At 56.8% G+C, this 17,427-nt stretch carries 11 protein-coding genes; 6 read left to right on the top strand and 5 right to left on the bottom strand.

Annotated elements, in window-relative coordinates; translation table 11 throughout:
* Positions 1-104 precede the first annotated feature (104 nt).
* Positions 105-2,369 (bottom strand): photosystem I core protein PsaA, encoded by a 2,265-nt coding sequence (psaA, locus tag RRF56_RS10350; RefSeq protein ID WP_317037562.1) that lies wholly within the window; start codon positions 2,367-2,369, stop codon positions 105-107.
* A gap of 1,182 nt (positions 2,370-3,551) precedes the next feature.
* On the opposite strand from psaA, the gene glgX reads away from it, so the two are divergent.
* Positions 3,552-5,681, top strand: coding sequence for a glycogen debranching protein GlgX (glgX, locus tag RRF56_RS10345; protein WP_317037561.1), 2,130 nt, complete (start codon positions 3,552-3,554; stop codon positions 5,679-5,681).
* A gap of 149 nt (positions 5,682-5,830) precedes the next feature.
* Positions 5,831-6,079, top strand: a complete 249-nt coding sequence (locus tag RRF56_RS10340; protein WP_317037560.1) for a hypothetical protein — start codon at positions 5,831-5,833, stop codon at positions 6,077-6,079.
* Positions 6,080-6,742: 663 nt separating this feature from the next.
* On the opposite strand, the gene RRF56_RS10335 is transcribed toward RRF56_RS10340, so the two are convergent.
* The 3 genes from RRF56_RS10335 to patD all read right to left on the bottom strand — a co-directional run bounded on the left by RRF56_RS10335 (position 6,743) and on the right by patD (position 9,555).
* On the bottom strand, positions 6,743-8,371 hold the full coding sequence (locus RRF56_RS10335) for an ABC transporter ATP-binding protein (RefSeq protein WP_317037559.1): 1,629 nt from the start codon (positions 8,369-8,371) through the stop codon (positions 6,743-6,745).
* 179 nt (positions 8,372-8,550) lie between these two features.
* On the bottom strand, positions 8,551-9,123 hold the full coding sequence (locus tag RRF56_RS10330) for a zf-TFIIB domain-containing protein (RefSeq protein ID WP_317037558.1): 573 nt from the start codon (positions 9,121-9,123) through the stop codon (positions 8,551-8,553).
* An 81-nt stretch (positions 9,124-9,204) separates the two neighbouring features.
* Positions 9,205-9,555 (bottom strand): heterocyst frequency control protein PatD, encoded by a 351-nt coding sequence (patD, locus tag RRF56_RS10325; RefSeq protein WP_317037557.1) that lies wholly within the window; start codon positions 9,553-9,555, stop codon positions 9,205-9,207.
* A gap of 495 nt (positions 9,556-10,050) precedes the next feature.
* Between patD and RRF56_RS10320 the strand changes: the two genes are divergently transcribed.
* Complete coding sequence (locus tag RRF56_RS10320; RefSeq protein WP_317037556.1) at positions 10,051-12,336, top strand: bifunctional (p)ppGpp synthetase/guanosine-3',5'-bis(diphosphate) 3'-pyrophosphohydrolase; 2,286 nt, start codon at positions 10,051-10,053, stop codon at positions 12,334-12,336.
* Between the two features lie 163 nt (positions 12,337-12,499).
* Entirely contained in the window at positions 12,500-13,657 is a 1,158-nt protein-coding gene (locus RRF56_RS10315) for a 5-(carboxyamino)imidazole ribonucleotide synthase (RefSeq protein WP_317037555.1), read from the top strand.
* A 37-nt stretch (positions 13,658-13,694) separates the two neighbouring features.
* Here the strand turns inward: RRF56_RS10315 and RRF56_RS10310 are convergent, their stop codons facing one another.
* Positions 13,695-14,114 carry a DUF1499 domain-containing protein gene (locus tag RRF56_RS10310; protein ID WP_317037554.1) on the bottom strand — a complete coding sequence of 140 codons (420 nt, stop codon included), beginning with the start codon at positions 14,112-14,114 and terminating at the stop codon, positions 13,695-13,697.
* Between the two features lie 302 nt (positions 14,115-14,416).
* Here RRF56_RS10310 and RRF56_RS10305 point away from each other — a divergent pair, with 302 nt between their 5' ends.
* Positions 14,417-15,802 carry an aldehyde dehydrogenase gene (locus RRF56_RS10305; protein ID WP_317037553.1) on the top strand — a complete coding sequence of 462 codons (1,386 nt, stop codon included), beginning with the start codon at positions 14,417-14,419 and terminating at the stop codon, positions 15,800-15,802.
* 199 nt (positions 15,803-16,001) lie between these two features.
* Positions 16,002-17,360 carry an 8-oxoguanine deaminase gene (locus RRF56_RS10300; RefSeq protein WP_317037552.1) on the top strand — a complete coding sequence of 453 codons (1,359 nt, stop codon included), beginning with the start codon at positions 16,002-16,004 and terminating at the stop codon, positions 17,358-17,360.
* Positions 17,361-17,427: the final 67 nt, after the last annotated feature.

Raw genomic sequence — 17,427 nt, 5'->3', positions numbered from 1 at the left:
ACGGAATCTAGTACGACATTTGAGTCATGAGTGCGGTATTTAGGGGCGTAGGGGCGCAAAGCTTGCGCCCTATAGCGCCCCCAGGAGATTCCATGACGAGAAACCTAGCCCACCGCGATGATTCGAGCCAGGAAGAAGGCCCAGGTAGTAGCAATACCCCCTAGGAGGTAGTGAGCCACACCCACAGCCCGCCCCTGAGTAATGCTCAGAGCACGAGGCTGAATAGCGGGAGCCACCTTCAGCTTGCTGTGAGCCCAGACGATGGACTCAATCAATTCTTGCCAGTAGCCGCGACCACTGAACAGGAACATCAGGCTAAAGGCCCAAACAAAGTGGGCACCCAAGAACAGCAGACCGTAGGCCGACAGCGCCGAACCGTAGGAACCAATCACCTGAGAGGCTTGCGCCCACAGGAAGTCGCGCAGCCAGCCGTTGATGGTGATTGCACTTTGGGCAAAGTTGCCGCCGGTGATGTGACTTACCGTGCCATCGGGACTCACCGTGCCCCAAATGTCGGACTGCATCTTCCAGCTGAAGTGGAAGATCACAATGGATAGGGAGTTGTACATCCAGAACAGGCCCAGGAACACGTGGTCCCAAGCGGAAACCTGACAGGTGCCGCCCCGACCGGGACCGTCGCAGGGGAACCGGAAGCCCAGTTCGCCTTTGTCGGGTACGAGTCGAGAGCTGCGGGCGTACAGCACGCCTTTAAGCAGAATCAGCGCGGTCACGTGGATGGTGAAGGCGTGGATGTGGTGCACCATGAAGTCGGCAGTGCCGAGGGCCATGGGCATCATCGCTACCTTGCCGGCCACGGCGACCACATCGCCACCGAACACGGGGCTGACGCTGGCCATAGCATTAGGAGCAGTAGCTCCGGCTGCGGCGCTGTGCAAGCCTTGCACCCACTGGGCAAAGACCGGCTGCAGCTTAATGGCCGTGTCAGAGAACATGTCTTGGGGACGACCCAGGGCACGCATGGTGTCGTTGTGGATGTATAGACCAAAGCTGTGGAAGCCGAGGAAAATACACACCCAGTTGAGGTGAGAAATAATGGCATCGCGAGAGCGCAGCATGCGATCGAGCGCGTTGTCCATATTCACGGCCGGATCGTAGTCACGCACCATGAAGATGGCAGCGTGGGCACCGGCACCCACAATCAAGAAGCCGCCAATCCACATGTGGTGGGTAAACAGCGACAGCTGAGTGGGGTAATCCGTCGCGAGGTACGGATAGGGAGGCATGGCGTACATGTGTTGCGCCACGATGATGGTGAGGGAACCCAGGATGGCCAGGTTAACCGCCAGCTGGGCATGCCAGGAGGTGGTCAGGTTCTCGTACAGGCCATCGTGGCCCTTGCCACCAAACAGGAGGGGGTCACCCTTGTGGCCTTCTAGAATTTCCTTCATGCTGTGGCCGATGCCCCAGTTGGTGCGGTACATGTGGCCCGCAACGATGAAGAGAACGGCTAGTGCCAGGTGGTGGTGAGCGGTGTCGGACAGCCAGAGGCCGCCGGTCACGGGGTTGAGCCCACCTTTGAAGGTGAGGAAGTCAGCGTACACACCCCAGTTAAGGGTGAAGAAGGGCTTCAGACCCTCAGCAAAGCTGGGGTAGAGGTCAACCATCAGACTCTTATTCAGGATGAACTGGTGGGGCAGGGGAATATCCTGCGGAGCCACACCGGCATCCAGCATTTTATTAACTGGCAGCGCCACGTGAATCTGGTGACCAGCCCAGCTAAGGCAGCCTAGACCGAGCAAGCCAGCCAGGTGGTGGTTCATCATTGATTCCACGTTTTGGAACCACTCCAGCTTGGGAGCGGCCTTGTGGTAGTGGAACCAGCCAGCGAACAGCATCAGGGCCGCCATCACTAGCGCCCCAATGGCGGTGACGTAGAGCTGGAAGCCATTGGTGATGCCAGCGGCGCGCCAGTACTGGAATAGGCCAGAGGTGATTTGAATGCCCTGGAAACCGCCACCCACATCAGCATTCAGGATTTCTTGACCGAAGATCGGCCAGACCACCTGAGCACTGGGCTTGATGCCCGTGGGATTGGTCATCCAGGCTTCGAAGTTTGAAAACTTAGCGCCATGGAAATACATGCCGCTGAGCCAGATAAAGATGACGGCTAGGTGACCGAAGTGCGCACTAAAGATTTTGCGCGAAATGTCTTCTAGGTCACTGGTATGACTATCAAAATCGTGAGCGTCGGCGTGAAGGTTCCAAATCCAAGTGGTGGTTTTGGGTCCCTTAGCTAAAGTCCGATCGAAGTGACCCGGCTTGCCCCACTTCTCAAACGAAGTAGGTACTGGATCCCTGTCGACGATGACTTTGGCTTTCGCCTCCCGCTCGCGCGGGGTAGTTGTCATGGAGACTCTCCTCTCTCTAGACAAAAGCAAATCGAGAATCAATCGCCTTGGCTAGAACTGTACCCGAGTGCAAGGCTGCCCACAGGTACAAGTGATACTTAGGCGGTGATTGCTCTTGAGCATTATAGTCTCGCAATTTGACGCTTTTTGACGGAGGTTAACAATAATTCAATCTGCGGAATCCCTTGATCCATGAGGCTTCTGGAATTGCTCTGATCACAAAATTGATCATTGGAAGGGCGTTCTATTAACAAAACTCAATAAAGAGGCGGGCCATGATCTCCAAATCGCCTAATAGACTCTCTTTTTGTTAATTAATGTTAATTATCAACGGATAATGCTTGATCTTTGGGGGGTTTGCGGGGGGCTTAAAGTTTCCGAAATAGGGGCGATCGCACTGTAGTTAAATCTACAAACCCACAGGATGTATCGATCATGACCCTATTGCGGCAGGCTAACGACCCCATCATTGCGGCCACCCTGGCCCAACATTTTTCAGCCAGCTACGAGGGGCGAGGGTCAGGCCGCTAGCGATCGGCGATCGCAAGGTATGGTCGGCATCACTATATATTCACCATATATATAGTGTGAGGTGCGGCAGAGTGACCCTAAACATGGGTTGAGTCCCTTGAGCCGTCATGATTGCCCCTCCTAGGCAAGAACCCTAGAGGGATCGTGCTCAGGCAGCCATGAAATTGGCTCCCGAGCGATCGCCCTCAGCTGCAACACCAAGCCTCCAAATGGAGGAACCAGCGGTGACTCCAGCGGCAAAGGGCCGTATCGGCTAAGACCGACACCCCTGACTAAATCCCCCAAGCTTGTGCTCCTTCCTTGGATAGATTCCCGGTAGAAAAGACTTTGCTATTTTTTTAGAATCCTCTGATATATCGTTTTTCATCTTCAAGCCACGAAAGCCACGGCCTTTTAGGACGGCATCGTTGCGAGATTAGCTTAACGCGTCAACTTGGAATGGCTGTTTCAAGCTCATCTCAGAGAAGCAGCCGCGGTCTGCATCGGTCTCCAAACTTGAATTCAACTCATTCGCTGACGGGCTTTCGGCCTCAGACTCTGGTTGAGGCCCCCTTAGGTTTTCCTGAGATGCTGCCCAGGCGTTTGGGGGAGTCGATGTTGGCCAAATAGTCGGCCTGATCGCCATTCAATCCACCTATACAACTTTTCGCTATGTACGTTGCAGTTTGGCCCGGTGATGTCTATCCCCTTGGTGCCCATTGGGATCATAAGGGCACCAACTTTGCACTCTTCTCTGAACATGCAACGGCGGTTGAGCTTTGTCTCTTCGACAAAGACGGCACTGAAACCCGGGTGCCGCTTACCGAGGTGAGCAATTTTGTCTGGCACGGCTATCTACCCGGCATTGGCCCTGGTCAAGAGTATGGCTACCGGGTACATGGCCCCTACGCTCCCCACGAAGGGCACCGCTTCAACCCCAACAAACTGTTGATTGACCCCTACGCCAAAGCGATTTCGGGCGAGGTGGGCAGTGGGCCAGAGATCTTTGGCTACGACTGGGATAGCCCCGACGCAGACCTCTCTTTTTCTGACCTCGACAGTATGGCCCTGATGCCCAAGTCGGTTGTGGTCGACGAAACCTTTGACTGGGAAGACGATACTCTGCTGCGCACTCCCTGGCACGAGACCGTCATCTACGAAGTGCATGTCAAAGGGTTTACTAAACAGCACCCCGATATTCCCAAAGAATTGCGGGGTACCTACGCGGGCATGGCTCACCCGGTTGCGATCGAGCACCTGCAACGGCTGGGCGTTAGCGCTGTAGAGTTGATGCCGATTCACCACTATCTCTCTTGCCCTGGCCATCTGGTTGACAAGGGGCTGAAAAACTACTGGGGCTACGACTCGATTAACTTTTTTGCTCCCTTCTCGGGCTATAGCTCTAGCGGCGGGCTGGGGGAGCAGGTAAAAGAATTTAAGGAGATGGTGAAAGCCCTGCACCAGGCGGGTATCGAAGTGATTCTCGATGTGGTGTATAACCACACGGGTGAAGGCAATCACATGGGGCCAACCCTCTCGCTGCGGGGCATTGACAACGTCAGCTACTACCGTCTAATGGAAGATGACCCGCGCTACTACATGGACTTTACCGGCTGTGGCAACTCGTTGCACATGCGCAGCCCCCAGGTGCTAAAGCTGATTATGGATAGCCTGCGCTTTTGGGTGGGCGACATGCACGTGGATGGCTTTCGGTTTGACCTGGCCTCAGCCCTGGCGCGAGAACTGTACGACGTTGACCGGCTGTCGGCCTTCTTTGACCTGATCCATCAAGACCCCCTGCTGGCCGGGGTAAAGCTAATTGCTGAACCCTGGGATGTGGGCATGGGCGGCTACCAAGTGGGCAACTTTCCGGTCAACTGGTCGGAGTGGAACGGCAAATATCGCGATACCGTGCGCGATTTTTGGCGGGGGCAAGATGAAACCCTGGGTGAGTTTGCCTACCGCCTCACCGGCAGCCCCGATCTCTACTTTCAGATGAATGGACGGCAGCCCAACGCCAGCATTAATTTCATCACCGCCCACGACGGCTTTACCCTCAACGATCTGGTCAGCTACAACGACAAGCACAACGACGCTAATGAAGAAAATAACCAGGATGGGGAAAGCAATAATTCGTCCTGGAACTGTGGGATCGAAGGGCTGACCGATGAGCCTGAGGTGCTGCGACTGCGCGAGCAGCAGCGACGCAACTTTTTGACCACCCTAATGCTGTCTCAAGGGGTGCCGATGCTGCTGGGGGGCGACGAAATGGGCCGCACCCAGCGGGGTAACAACAACGCCTACTGCCAAGACAACGTGATTTCTTGGTTTGACTGGCACCTGCCCGAGGGCAACGAAGACCTAATTAATTTTTGCCGAGAGCTGATTTTCTTTCGGCGGCAGCACCCGGTATTTCGTCGGCGCAAGTGGTTTCAGGGGCAGCCCATCCACGGCTTTGGGGTAACCGATATTAGCTGGCAGAACCCCGATGGCACCGAGATGACCCAAGACCAGTGGGATATTGGCTACATCAAATCGATTGGCGTCTTTCTCAACGGCGACAAGATCCCTAGCCCCGGCAAGCAGGGAGAGCGGATTAGCGACAACGACTTTTTGATGTTTTTCAACGCCCACTACGAAACGATTGAGTTCCATCTGGCTGAGCTGTTTCAAGCCCACCATTGGTCGGTAGTGATCGACACCACCGAAGCTCGGTTTGTCAGTGAAGAGCGGATTGTTACCGGCGATAAGAGTATTCCGGTGGCGGCGCGATCGCTGATGGTCTTGCAGCGGTTGATTTAGGCGTGAAACTGGCATAACCCCCCACCTACCGGCAAACCTTAGGCTGGCCTCAAGGCTTAGGCTCAATCCGGAAAGAATTATGGCAAGTTGTGCGTTATCAACGTTGATGGAGGTGGGTATTCTAAATCCACCGTTTGTCAACTACCTAAATGTTTATTCAACGCGAAAAAAACCGCTTGGTATGGGCAGCTACCTTAGTGCTTGGGGCAGGGATCATTTTGGGCGGTGGTGCAGCGCGGGTTGAGGGCCGAGCGTGTAGCACATCAGAAGCACTACCTGAACATTGCCTCACCGAAGCGCCTAAGGTTCGGGTCGCCCATGGCATGCTCGGCGGTGCTTTTGCCAGCGGGAGTGCCCTGTTGATGATTGAGCTTTTGGGAAAATTGCCAAAACGTTAACTATAGCCATAGTCACTTGGGTTAGGACATCCAGAAACCTTAGAAACGTTCGAACGTTCAAACGTTCTGAGGAGACATGTCTTAACCGAACTGGCTACAGCTATAAGTGGGCCAGGATTGCGGCCAAAGCTAGCATTCGGGGCCTATGGCCCAACGGCTTACACCTGCAACCGCAGGGGGTGCTTGACTGCGAACAAGCTGTCCTAGCCTTTGTCAGGTTCGCCGCAAAGCAGAGGTGGGTAAGGCGATCGCGCTGGAACTGGGTCGAAGTGCCTACCTGGAAGCCTACCGGAAGAGGTTCTGACCGGGAGGTGAGTTCTTTCATAGGAGGTTCTATCCTCCCATGAGGCTTGCCCTCAATCACTCGTCAACGCCTAAGCCTTCCCAATGTTGGTGTGGCTGAGTAGAGAACTACTGGATGGGGGCCGAAGTTGGCTTTCCACCTCATCTAGCCAACCCCGGATGGCTGTCACCCATCATTTCGAGCAGGGGTCACTATATCTTGTCCGAGAACCGCTATAAGCTGCTGGTAGCGCTTATAGTTCTAACTGGAAATGTTTCGAATTTCCTCAACGAAAGTACAGATTTCTTTGCCAATAAAATGTCTCTGATTACAGCCGTCCCATAAATTCTCAACCTGTTCTCGAAAAAACTTGAGAGAAGCTAGTTTTGAGTGGTTAGCAGGGGCGCTGCTTGTAAGAGGGTCTGAGTATAGGGATGTTGGGGTGAGGCAAACAGAGTTTGAGTTTCGGCCAGTTCGACAATTTTGCCCTGCTGCATGACCGCAATGCGATCGCACATAAACCGCGCTACCCATAGGTCGTGGGTAATAAATAGGTAGGTAAGATCAAACTCGTGCTTGAGGGCGATCATCAGCTCAAGCACTTGGGTTTGCACCGTGGCGTCGAGCATGCTAACCGGCTCATCGCAGATCACCAGCTTGGGCTTGGTGATCAGGGCGCGGGCGATCGCCACTCGCTGCTGTTGCCCGCCCGAGAGATCGCCCGGAAAGCGGTGAAAATAGTCGGCGGTGGGGGTAAGGCCGACGCGGGCCAGCATGTCGTGGGTTTGTTTTTCGGCTTCAGCCACTGTGGCCAGCCCGTGGATCAGCAGCGGGTCGGCGATGCTTTTGCCGACAGTCATCATTGGGTTGAGGCAGGCATGAGGGTCTTGGAACACCATTTGCAGCTGCCGTCGCTGCTGCCGCATGGCTTCGCGAGAGAGGGTGGTGAGTTCGGTGCCCTCAAACTTGACCTGCCCCGCCGTGGGTTTGACCAGTTGCAAAATGGTGCGCGACAGGGTGCTCTTGCCGCAGCCCGACTCGCCCACTAGCCCCACCACTTCGCCCGGAAAAATATCGAGGGAAACACCATCTACAGCCTTGATCACCTGGGCCGGTTGACCGCCTAGCAGCCGGGCAATGGGGTTAGACTCTAGGGTGTAGTGCTGGCTGACATCGGTGAGGCGCAGAATAGGGTCGGGGGAACGGGCGGTGTAGGCTAGCCCTTCTGCCTGCTGCATTTGTAGGGCTGAGTTAACTAACGATCGCGTGTAGTCATCCTGGGGGTGTTGAAACACCGTAGCGGCGGTGCCCGCTTCTACCATCCGGCCCTGGTACATGACGGCAACGCGATCGCAGTACTCCGCCACCAGCGATAGATCGTGAGAGATCAGCACCAGGGCGGTGCCCAACTCATCGCACAGCCGGGTCAGCTCATCGAGAATTTGGGCCGACACGGTGACATCGAGACTGGTGGTCGGCTCGTCGGCCACAATCAGCTTGGGCTCTAAAATCATCGCCAGGGCGATCGCCACCCGCTGACGCATGCCGCCGCTAAACTCGTGGGGGTATTGGCCAAATCGGCTAGCCTGAATATTGACCGCTTCTAGTACCGCGATCGCCCGTTCCTTAGCCGCTGCCGCCGACACCTCGGGGCGGTGGGCTCGCAGGGTTTCAGTACAGTGATCGCCAATGGTCATCAACGGGTTCAGCCGCGTCATTGGGTCTTGAAACACCAGGGCGATCGCCTCACCCCGAAACCGTCGCAGCCGCTGGGGGCTGAAGTCAAGCACCGATTCACCGTTAAACCACACCCGCCCCCGCAGTTCCGTGGCTTTGGGCAACAACCGCAGCGCCGCCCGCCCCAGGGTGCTCTTGCCGCAGCCCGACTCGCCCACCAACCCCAGCTTTTCCCCAGCAGATAGATTCAGCGATACCCGGTCTACCGCGCGCTCCTCCTGGCCCGGGTAGGTGACCGAGAAGCTGTCGAGGGCAAGTAGAGCGTCGGGCATGGAGGGGGAAGGGGGTGGAGGGGTAAGGGGGGGTAAGCGTGGGGGAAGGGGGTGGATGGGTAGGCGGGTGAAGGGGTAAAGGGATTGAGAATTAATTAATGAGAGAGAGAAATGCAGCACGAATGAAGGCCAACCGTCTATGACGGTATAAGCACCCACCCATCCACCCTTCTACCCGCCTACTGATCAACCCGCCGCATCAAATACGCCACGCCAAAATCCCCATTCGGGTGCTCTTCTAGCAGATTGGCCAATTCAAAGACGCGGTGGGCAATTTCTGGCCCCAACTTATCGATCGTGGCCTGTTTTTCCCGTTCAGTATGCTCTAGTTCACGCACTTGGCCCTGCCAGTCAGCCGAAAAAATATACTCAATGTGGGTATGCAACTCCAGCTGCTGCAACATCTCCCACTCGCCGTCGTCGCACCAGATACCGTTGCAGTTGGGGCAGCGCTCTACATAGAACGACACCTGCTGAAGGGTAATGCGCCCCCGCACCAGGTAGCTCCGACAGTCGGGGCACAGGGCCGCCCGGTTGTCGAGGGCGGCGGGCTGAAAGGGAGGATTGAGCGATAGGGGCAGCACCGAGACCCGAGGCGAGGCGTCGGGATCAATCTGGGGACGCTGCCAGTTGATGTACTGTTCTGGTGGAATCCAGCTACCGCCGCAGCTGGGACAGGCTTTGACCGGTAGTCCCGGTGCTAGCTGGCTGTCTTGAAGGTTGACATCACCTTCTTTAGGACATTGATACAAGGCATTTACTCCCGCTTGGCCGACCCAAGAAATCTCTCCTATTAAACCACTTTAAGGGGGGAGGCCTAGAAGCCCAGAAGGCTATTCCTCAATCGCTCCTGGGTTGAGCACTGGGGCTAATGCGGCACAAAACCCCAACAGCTGGGCTAGCTTGTCGCCCAGCTGGCGCTGGCGCTGTTGGGTAGTAATAGACTGGCGGGCCGTTTGCAAAAAGGCTACATCCATGGCCAATAGCCGCAGGGTGCGGTTGATTTCAGTGATGATCGGCTGAGCGCTAGGTGTTTGGTCACCCAAGGGCAAAATTTGGTGCTGAAAATGCTGCTGGGCTAACAAAAACTGCTGCTGTAGCCCAGCCCTGTCAGGATGGGTTGCCTGGGCCATAGTTTCTAAGGCTTGGAGATGCGATCGCAGGGTGGCTAGGGCATGCTTCATACTATAGATAACCTCGTCTAGGTGTACCGTCTAGGGGCCTTAGCTGCACTGTCTTTAGAAACCCGGTTGATTGCTAAAGATAAATTACCGATTCCCCCCAGGGGGGACAAATGTTAAGGTTAATACATAACTATCCATCAACTTAGAAGCGGCCATAAGCATTTATTGCAGCCTGGCCCAGAGGGGCAATTTTCCTCAGAGTTATGGTGTAGGTTATCCCTATCTCAGCGTGCTGCCTTAGCGCAGACCAAACCAAAGCTAATAAACCTTTGCTGGCAGAACAAATGTACGAGTTCTGCTCAGGTTTTGATCTCAATTCACGACGTTAATCGGGTGATTCTTCTCCATCTTTGGAGATAGATCGGATAGATTCTTTTATTTAGTAATTAATTTTTCTACTTTCGAGACCAGTCTGAATACAGTGTTCAAACAGTCGCCTCCCGCGTTAGCGTTTTTCCCAACCCACCCTACTCCTGGATAGGTCCCTGGCATCCTATGACTGCAACAGTTCATCCCCCCCTACCCGATGACTGCACCCTCCCCGGTTGGCTCGAAACCTGCGTGCTGACCCATCACGATGACAGTCAAGACGACGCGGCCCAAGACCCAGAAGACAAGTCAAACAACCTGTTAGTGTGCCAGGCCTTTGAGTTTGCCTACACCCTGCATAAGGGGCAGTATCGGGCCTCGGGAGAACCCTACATCTGTCATCCGATCGCCGTGGCTGGGTTGCTGCGCGATCTTGGGGGCGACAGCGCCATGATTGCTTCGGGTTTTCTCCACGACATTGTTGAAGACACCGACATCACCCCCGAAGAACTGGAAAATCACTTTGGCGATGAGGTACGGCAGCTGGTGGAGGGGGTGACCAAGCTGTCGAAGTTTAACTTTGAGAGTAAAACTGAGCGTCAGGCCGAAAACTTTCGCCGCATGTTCTTGGCGATGGCCCAAGACATTCGCGTGATTGTGGTGAAACTGGCCGATCGCCTCCACAACATGCGCACCCTAGAGCATCTCAGCGACGAAAAGCGCCGCCGCATTGCCCGCGAAACGATGGAGATCTTTGCGCCCCTGGCCAACCGCCTGGGGATTGGGCGGTTTAAGTGGGAACTGGAAGATCTTTCCTTCAAATATTTAGAGCCCGACGCCTACCGCCAGATGCAGCGGCACATTACCGAGAAGCGGGCTGATCGCGAGGCGAGGCTGGTGCAGGTGGCCGAAACCCTGCGCCAGCGCATGCACCAGGCCGAGATTCAGGTGGTAGACGTAAACAGCCGTCCTAAGCACCTGTACGGTATCTACCGCAAAATGCAGCGGCAGCAGAAAGATTTCACTGAGATCTATGACATCGCGGCCATTAGGCTGATAGTTGGCACCAACGAAGACTGCTACCGCGCCCTGGCTATCGTTCATGATGCCTTTCGCCCCATCCCCGGTCGGTTTAAAGATTACATTGGTCTGCCCAAGCCTAACCGCTACCAGTCGCTGCATACGGTAGTCATTGGTCCCAAGGGCAAACCGATCGAAGTGCAGATTCGCACCCTAGAGATGCACCACATCGCCGAGTATGGCATCGCCGCCCACTGGAAATACAAGGAAACTGGCTCGTCGGTCAACACCCGCATCAACGCCGACGACGAAAAGTTTACCTGGCTGCGGCAGCTGCTGGAGTGGCAAAACGATCTCAAAGACGCTAAAGAATTTCTCGAAAACGTCAAGGGAAACCTGTTTGACGAAGATGTCTACGTCTTTACTCCCGACGGCGATGTGGTGCCTCTCAGTCGGGGGGCAACGTCGGTCGACTTTGCCTACCGTATTCACACCGAGGTGGGCAACCACTGTGCCGGGGCTAGGGTGAATGGCCGCATCGTCACCCTAGACACGCCGCTCGAAAATGGTGACATCGTTGAGATCATTACCCAAAAGAACAGCCACCCCAGCCTCGACTGGCTGAATTTTGTTGTCACCCCTAGCGCCCGCAACCGCATTCGCCAGTGGTATAAGCGATCGCACCGGGACGAAAATATTGCCCGAGGCCGCGACATGCTCGAAAAAGAGCTGGGTCGCAGCGGCTTTGACGCCCTGCTCAAGTCAGAACCGGCTCAGATGGCTGCCGAGCGCTGCAACTACCAGAGTGTTGACGACTTTTTGGCGGGGCTGGGCTATGGCGAGGTGACGCTAAACTTGTTTGTTAACCGTTTGCGAGAGGCGGTCAAGACGAAACAGCCGCTGGAGGTGCTCTCGCCCGAGGCGTCGCTGCAAGGTTCTAACCAGTTTTTGGCGGGGGCGGTGACCAGCCCCCATCGCCATCGGCCAGCCCCCTCAAAAGATCCAATCTTGGGTATTGAGGGGCTAGTGCACCACATTGCGGGCTGTTGTAATCCGCTGCCGGGCGAGCCGATTATGGGCAGTGTGTCCCTCGGTAGCCGGGGCATTGCTATCCACCGCCAGGGGTGTCCCAACCTGGTCGATATACCGGGCGATCGCATCATTCCAGTCAGTTGGAACCAGGGCGATCACAATGGTACTCGCCAGACCTACCCGGTGGAGGTGCGCATTGAGGTGATCGATCGCGTGGGCGTGCTCAAAGATATCTTGTCGCATCTGTCAGACCTGCAAATCAACGTCCACAAGGCTCAAGTCAAAACCTTCCCCGGCCAAACCGCCGAGATCGACCTGGGGCTAGACGTGAAAGACCATGCTCACCTCGACCAAACCTTTGGGCAAATTCGCAAAATGGCCGACGTGCTCAAAATTCGACGCATGGGTCAGGTGAGTTAGCCTGACTGGGCCACCCAGATGCTAAGGTGATTGCCTGAAATGTTGGGTGTGAGCCTGGCGATGGGGTTAGCGGGTTAGTCTTGCCTGAGTAATCTGCTGATCAGCCCTGGCAAGGTTAACCGGCAACAGGTCATCGATGACGAGACAGCGTTTGCGAACAAGCATGGCACAGACAGAGTCAAACCCGATCCACCGTGTGGGTGTCATTGGCGGCGGTCAACTGGCCTGGATGATGGGGCCTGCGGCCCAACGGCTCGGGCTAGAACTGGTGGTGCAAACTCCTAGCCCAAGCGACCCAGCGGTGGCGATCGCCTCGTCGGCTCTGTTCGCTGCGGTGGATGATGCGATCGCCACCGCAACCCTGGCGGCCCAGTGCGACGTCATTACCTTCGAAAACGAGTTTATCGATTGTGAGGGGCTGCAACCCCTGGCTGACCAAGGCACTCGCTTTCGCCCTGGTTTAGAGGTTTTGGCCCTGGTGCTAGACAAGCGCCACCAGCGAGAATTCTTTGCAGACATTGGTCTGCCCAACCCTTGCTACGACTTTTTAGAGGGTGACGAAAGCGAGGCTGAACTAGCCGCTAAAGCCGAGGCCCTAGGCTGGCCGCTGGTGATGAAAACTCGCCGCCTAGGCTACGACGGCTATGGCACCGCCGTCGTCAAGGCGGCCTCGCAACTCAGCGCCACCTGGGATCGGTTTAACCATGCCCCGGTTTTGCTAGAGGAGTTTGTGCCCTTTAAGCAAGAGCTGGCGGTGATGGTTGCCCGCTCGGCGGCGGGCGAGATCGCGGTGTATCCCACCGTAGAAACCCAGCAGGTCGATCAAATTTGTCGGCGGGTCTTGGCTCCGGCCAGGGTGGAACCAGCGGTGGCCGCGACGATGCATCGCCTGGCCTGCACCCTAGCGGAACAGCTTCAGCTGGTGGGTATTTTGGGTATCGAATGCTTTCTCACCCAGCAAGATCAGGTGCTAATCAACGAAATTGCTCCCCGCACCCACAATTCGGGTCACTACAGCCTCGATGCCTGTGCCACCTCACAGTTTGAACAGCAGCTGCGGGCAGTGAGCGATCGCCCCCTTGGCCCCGCTGGGCTCACCTGCCCTCAGGCGGTGATGGTGAATTTGCTGGGGCTAGAGGCGTCTGACGAGCATCACTACCGCCAGCTCGAAGCGCTAAAGCAGCTGCCTGAAGCCACCCTCTACTGGTATACCAAAGGCATTCGCCCCGGTCGTAAGCTGGGCCACATTACCCAGCGCCTCGATGCCGCTGCCGACCCGGTGGCGGCGGCCCAGGCGATCGAGGCCATCTGGTACGGCTGAGCCCTGCGATCTTAGGTGGCTCAGATAGGAGCTCCTTCTAGGCGGTAGCCAGGGCTTGGCGAATGGCTTCTACCCGTTTACGGTTCACCCCCAGGTCAGATTGGCCCATGCGAGAGGCCGATCGCACTTGAATCACCGAGGCCTCCGGGTCGAGGTAAAACTCTACATCGTCGACAAAGCCCATCAGCTTACTGGCAAACTCGGCGTAGAGGTAGGTGTCGGTGGCCTCAACAATGGTGGTGCGGGGCATGGCTTTGACAACATTGGTGAGTTTAGCCATCGCCTGGGTAGAGTCGCCACTATAGGTCAAGGGGGCGATGCTGTGCTCAGCATCCGCCTCGCCCTGGCTGACCACGCAGTTGGGAGAAGCAGGGCAGGGGGCTAGTTTGCCTGCTTTAACGCCTAGATTGGTGGGGCGATCGCCCGCCATATTGCCGATAAATGGTAGAGCACCCATAAAATTAACCTCTAAAGAAACAGCGGAACTGGGTTCGGCATTGCCCAGCAGAGTCAGCATAACCAGAGCAACCGCAAAGCCGAAACGAAAAACTGATGTCAGCATGATGGAATATTCAAATTTTAGGGGGTGCTTCTACAGAGTCTACTCAATTCTGGGCCGACGCTAGAGTTGCCAGGGCCAGGGTTTGCCATTGAGATCACCCGGCTACCGCGATCCCGATTTCTATGGCTAAGACGACCGAGGGGTTTGTAGGATAGAGACGCATTCACTGCCCGGACGCTCCTTTGCCAGAGATCACCATGACTACCCTCGCTGCCTCTGCCCCCGTTGCCGATCTACTGCTGCGCCAGCGGGTCTACTGGAATACTGGGGCGACCCGCAGCCTTGACTTTCGCCTCGCCCAGCTCAAGGCGCTGCGAGCGGCCATTGTCACCTACCAGGCCGACATTATCGACGCGGTCAGGCAAGACCTGGGGCGGCCCGAGTTTGAAGGCTATTTTGAAGTCGGGGCGATTAGCGAACTGGACTATGTGATCAAACACCTGCCCCGTTGGGTGAAGCGGCGCAAGGTATCGCTGCCGCTGAACCAACAGCCGGGTTCGGGCTGGGTACAACCCGAGCCCCTGGGGGTGGTGCTGGTGATTGGCCCGTGGAACTACCCTTTTCAGCTGATGATTTCGCCGCTGGTGGGGGCGATCGCCGCTGGCAATTGCGCCATGCTCAAACCCTCGGAGCTGGCCCCGGCTACTTCTAGGGTGGTGGCCCGGCTGGTCGAAGCTACCTTTGACCCGGCCTATGTAACCGTGGTGGAGGGTGATGTTGACACCGCCCAAGCGCTATTGGCCGAACAGTTTGACCATATTCTGTTTACTGGCAGTGAGCGGGTCGGCAAGCTCGTCATGCAGGCGGCGGCCCAGCACCTCACCCCGGTGACCCTAGAGCTAGGTGGCAAAAGCCCCTGCATTGTCGATGCCGATGTCAATCTGGAGGTGGCGGCCCGGCGCATTGCCTGGGGTAAGTTTCTCAACCTGGGGCAAACCTGCGTTGCCCCCGACTACCTGCTGGTCGATGAACGGGTGAAGGATGACCTGGTGGTGGCGCTAAAGCAGAGGATCGCTGAGTGCTACGGTGAAAATCCCGCCGAGAGCCCCGACCTATCGCGCGTGGTCAACGATCGCCAGTTCGACCGCCTGGTGGGCCTGCTGGATCAGGGCAATATTTTGGCTGGGGGAGAGCACGATCGCCGCGATCGCTACATTGCCCCCACTCTGATCGACGGCGTCAGCTGGGATGCCCCAATTATGCAGGAGGAGATCTTCGGCCCGATCTTGCCGATTCTCACCTATCGCAACTTGGACGATGCGATCGCATCTATCAACCAACGGCCTAAGCCTCTGGCGCTGTACCTGTTTACGCGCGATCGCCAGGTGCAGGCCCAGGTGCTCGATCGCACCACTGCCGGGTCAGTCTGCATCAACGACGTGATCTTGCAGGTTGCCCAGTGGAATCTCCCCTTTGGCGGGGTGGGCAGCAGTGGCCTGGGCCACTACCGAGGCCAATATAGCTTTGACACCTTTTCTAACCTCAAGGGCGTTTTGAAGAAACCCTTTTGGCTGGATATGGACTGGCGCTACCCGCCCTACGCGGGCAAAGTGAAGTTTTTTCAAAAATTCATTGGTCTCTAATTCATTGGTCTCTCGTAATCAGACGTCATGAGAGCGCCTGTCTGAGTTTTTTGGGGAAGCCGCTGATGGTTCGATTAGGGGAATAGCGCCATTGTTGTCCAATGATCAGAAAACCTAAATCTGCATAGCGGAAAACATTAGCGCCCTCGCTGATCCTGCTATAGTCCCGTCCTAATAACGTGTTGCGGGAGTTCTAGCTGTGCCAACCCTCTTGGTCAAAAACATCCACACCCTCGTCACCATGGATGATGAGCGGCGGGAGATTCGCGCTGGGGCACTGTTTATTCGCGACCATATGATCGAGCAGGTGGGCACCACCGCAGCATTACCCCAGACCGCTGACCGGGTGATCGATCTGGGCGATCGCCACCTGGTGTTTCCTGGCCTGGTCAACACCCACCACCACTTTTTTCAAACCCTGACGCGGGTTGTGCGGGGGGCACAGAATTCATCTCTGTTCAACTGGCTCAGTGCCCTTTATCCCCTGTGGCAGCAGCTCACCCCCGAGGCCATTCGCCTCAGCGCCCAAGTGGCCGCCGCCGAGCTGATCTACTCGGGCTGCACCACCGCCAGCGACCACCTCTACCTCTTCCCCAACGGCTGCACCCTCGATGATGAAATCGAGGCTGTCGCCCAAACCGGGCTGCGCTTCCACGCCAGCCGGGGCAGCATGAGCGTGGGCGAGAGCAAGGGCGGCCTACCCCCCGACTCCATCGTTGAGGCCGAGGCCGATATCCTCAAAGACTCTCAGCGCCTGATCGAGCAGTACCACAACAACGACCCCTATGCCCTGACCCGCATTACCCTGGCCCCCTGCTCCCCCTTCAGCGTCTCGACCGATTTGATGCGTGAGTCAGCCGCGCTGGCCCGCAGTTACCCCGGCGTGCGGCTGCACACCCATCTGGCCGAAAACAACTCCGACGTCACCTACAGCCTCGATACCTTTGGCCTCACCCCCGGCGACTATGCCGCCTCGGTAGGCTGGCTGGGGGAAGACGTCTGGCACGCCCACTGCGTCAAGCTCGACGACAAGGCGATCGCTAGCTTTGGCCAGACCGGCACTGGCGTGGCCCACTGCCCCTGTAGCAACATGCGCCTGGCCAGCGGCATGGCCCCAATCCGAAAAATGCTCGATCACAACGTGCCCGTGGGCTTGGGGGTGGATGGTTCCGCTTCTAACGATGGCAGCCACCTGCTGGGTGAGGCCCGCCAGGCTTTTCTGATGGCCCGCGTGCGGGAAGAAGACCCCGCTGCCCTCACCGCCCGCGAAGCGCTGGAGATCGCCACTCGCGGCGGCGCAAAGGTGCTGGGCCGCACCGACATTGGCCACCTGGCCCCCGGCATGGCGGCAGATTTTGTCACCGTCAATCTCGATCGCCTGGCGCTGTCGGGCACTGCCTACGACCCCGTGGCCGCGCTGATCTTTTGCATGGTCGATCGGGTTGACTACAGCTTTATCCACGGCAGAGAGGTGCTTAACCCCGAGGGCCTGCTGACGCTGGATCTGCCGGTGGTGCTAGAGAAGCACGGGATGGTGGCGCGATCGCTCGCCGCCTGACCTGAGTATTGGTTCCGCAGGGATAGACCCCAGGGTTCTTCTAGATAGTCTCAAAGAGGGTTGGCTA

The organism is Nodosilinea sp. E11 (assembly GCF_032813545.1).
GTDB lineage: Bacteria > Cyanobacteriota > Cyanobacteriia > Phormidesmidales > Phormidesmidaceae > Nodosilinea.
Note: the sequence above shows the minus strand (reverse complement) of the source record. Positions and strands in the feature narration are given on the sequence as shown.

Coding starts and splice junctions, on each gene's coding strand:
- psaA (WP_317037562.1), bottom strand. CDS start 2,369: ATGACAACTACCCCGCGCGAGCGGGAGGCGAAAGCCAAAGTCATCGTC.
- glgX (WP_317037561.1), top strand. CDS start 3,552: ATGTACGTTGCAGTTTGGCCCGGTGATGTCTATCCCCTTGGTGCCCAT.
- RRF56_RS10340 (WP_317037560.1), top strand. CDS start 5,831: ATGTTTATTCAACGCGAAAAAAACCGCTTGGTATGGGCAGCTACCTTA.
- RRF56_RS10335 (WP_317037559.1), bottom strand. CDS start 8,371: ATGCCCGACGCTCTACTTGCCCTCGACAGCTTCTCGGTCACCTACCCG.
- patD (WP_317037557.1), bottom strand. CDS start 9,555: ATGAAGCATGCCCTAGCCACCCTGCGATCGCATCTCCAAGCCTTAGAA.
- RRF56_RS10320 (WP_317037556.1), top strand. CDS start 10,051: ATGACTGCAACAGTTCATCCCCCCCTACCCGATGACTGCACCCTCCCC.
- RRF56_RS10315 (WP_317037555.1), top strand. CDS start 12,500: ATGGCACAGACAGAGTCAAACCCGATCCACCGTGTGGGTGTCATTGGC.
- RRF56_RS10310 (WP_317037554.1), bottom strand. CDS start 14,114: ATGGGTGCTCTACCATTTATCGGCAATATGGCGGGCGATCGCCCCACC.
- RRF56_RS10305 (WP_317037553.1), top strand. CDS start 14,417: ATGACTACCCTCGCTGCCTCTGCCCCCGTTGCCGATCTACTGCTGCGC.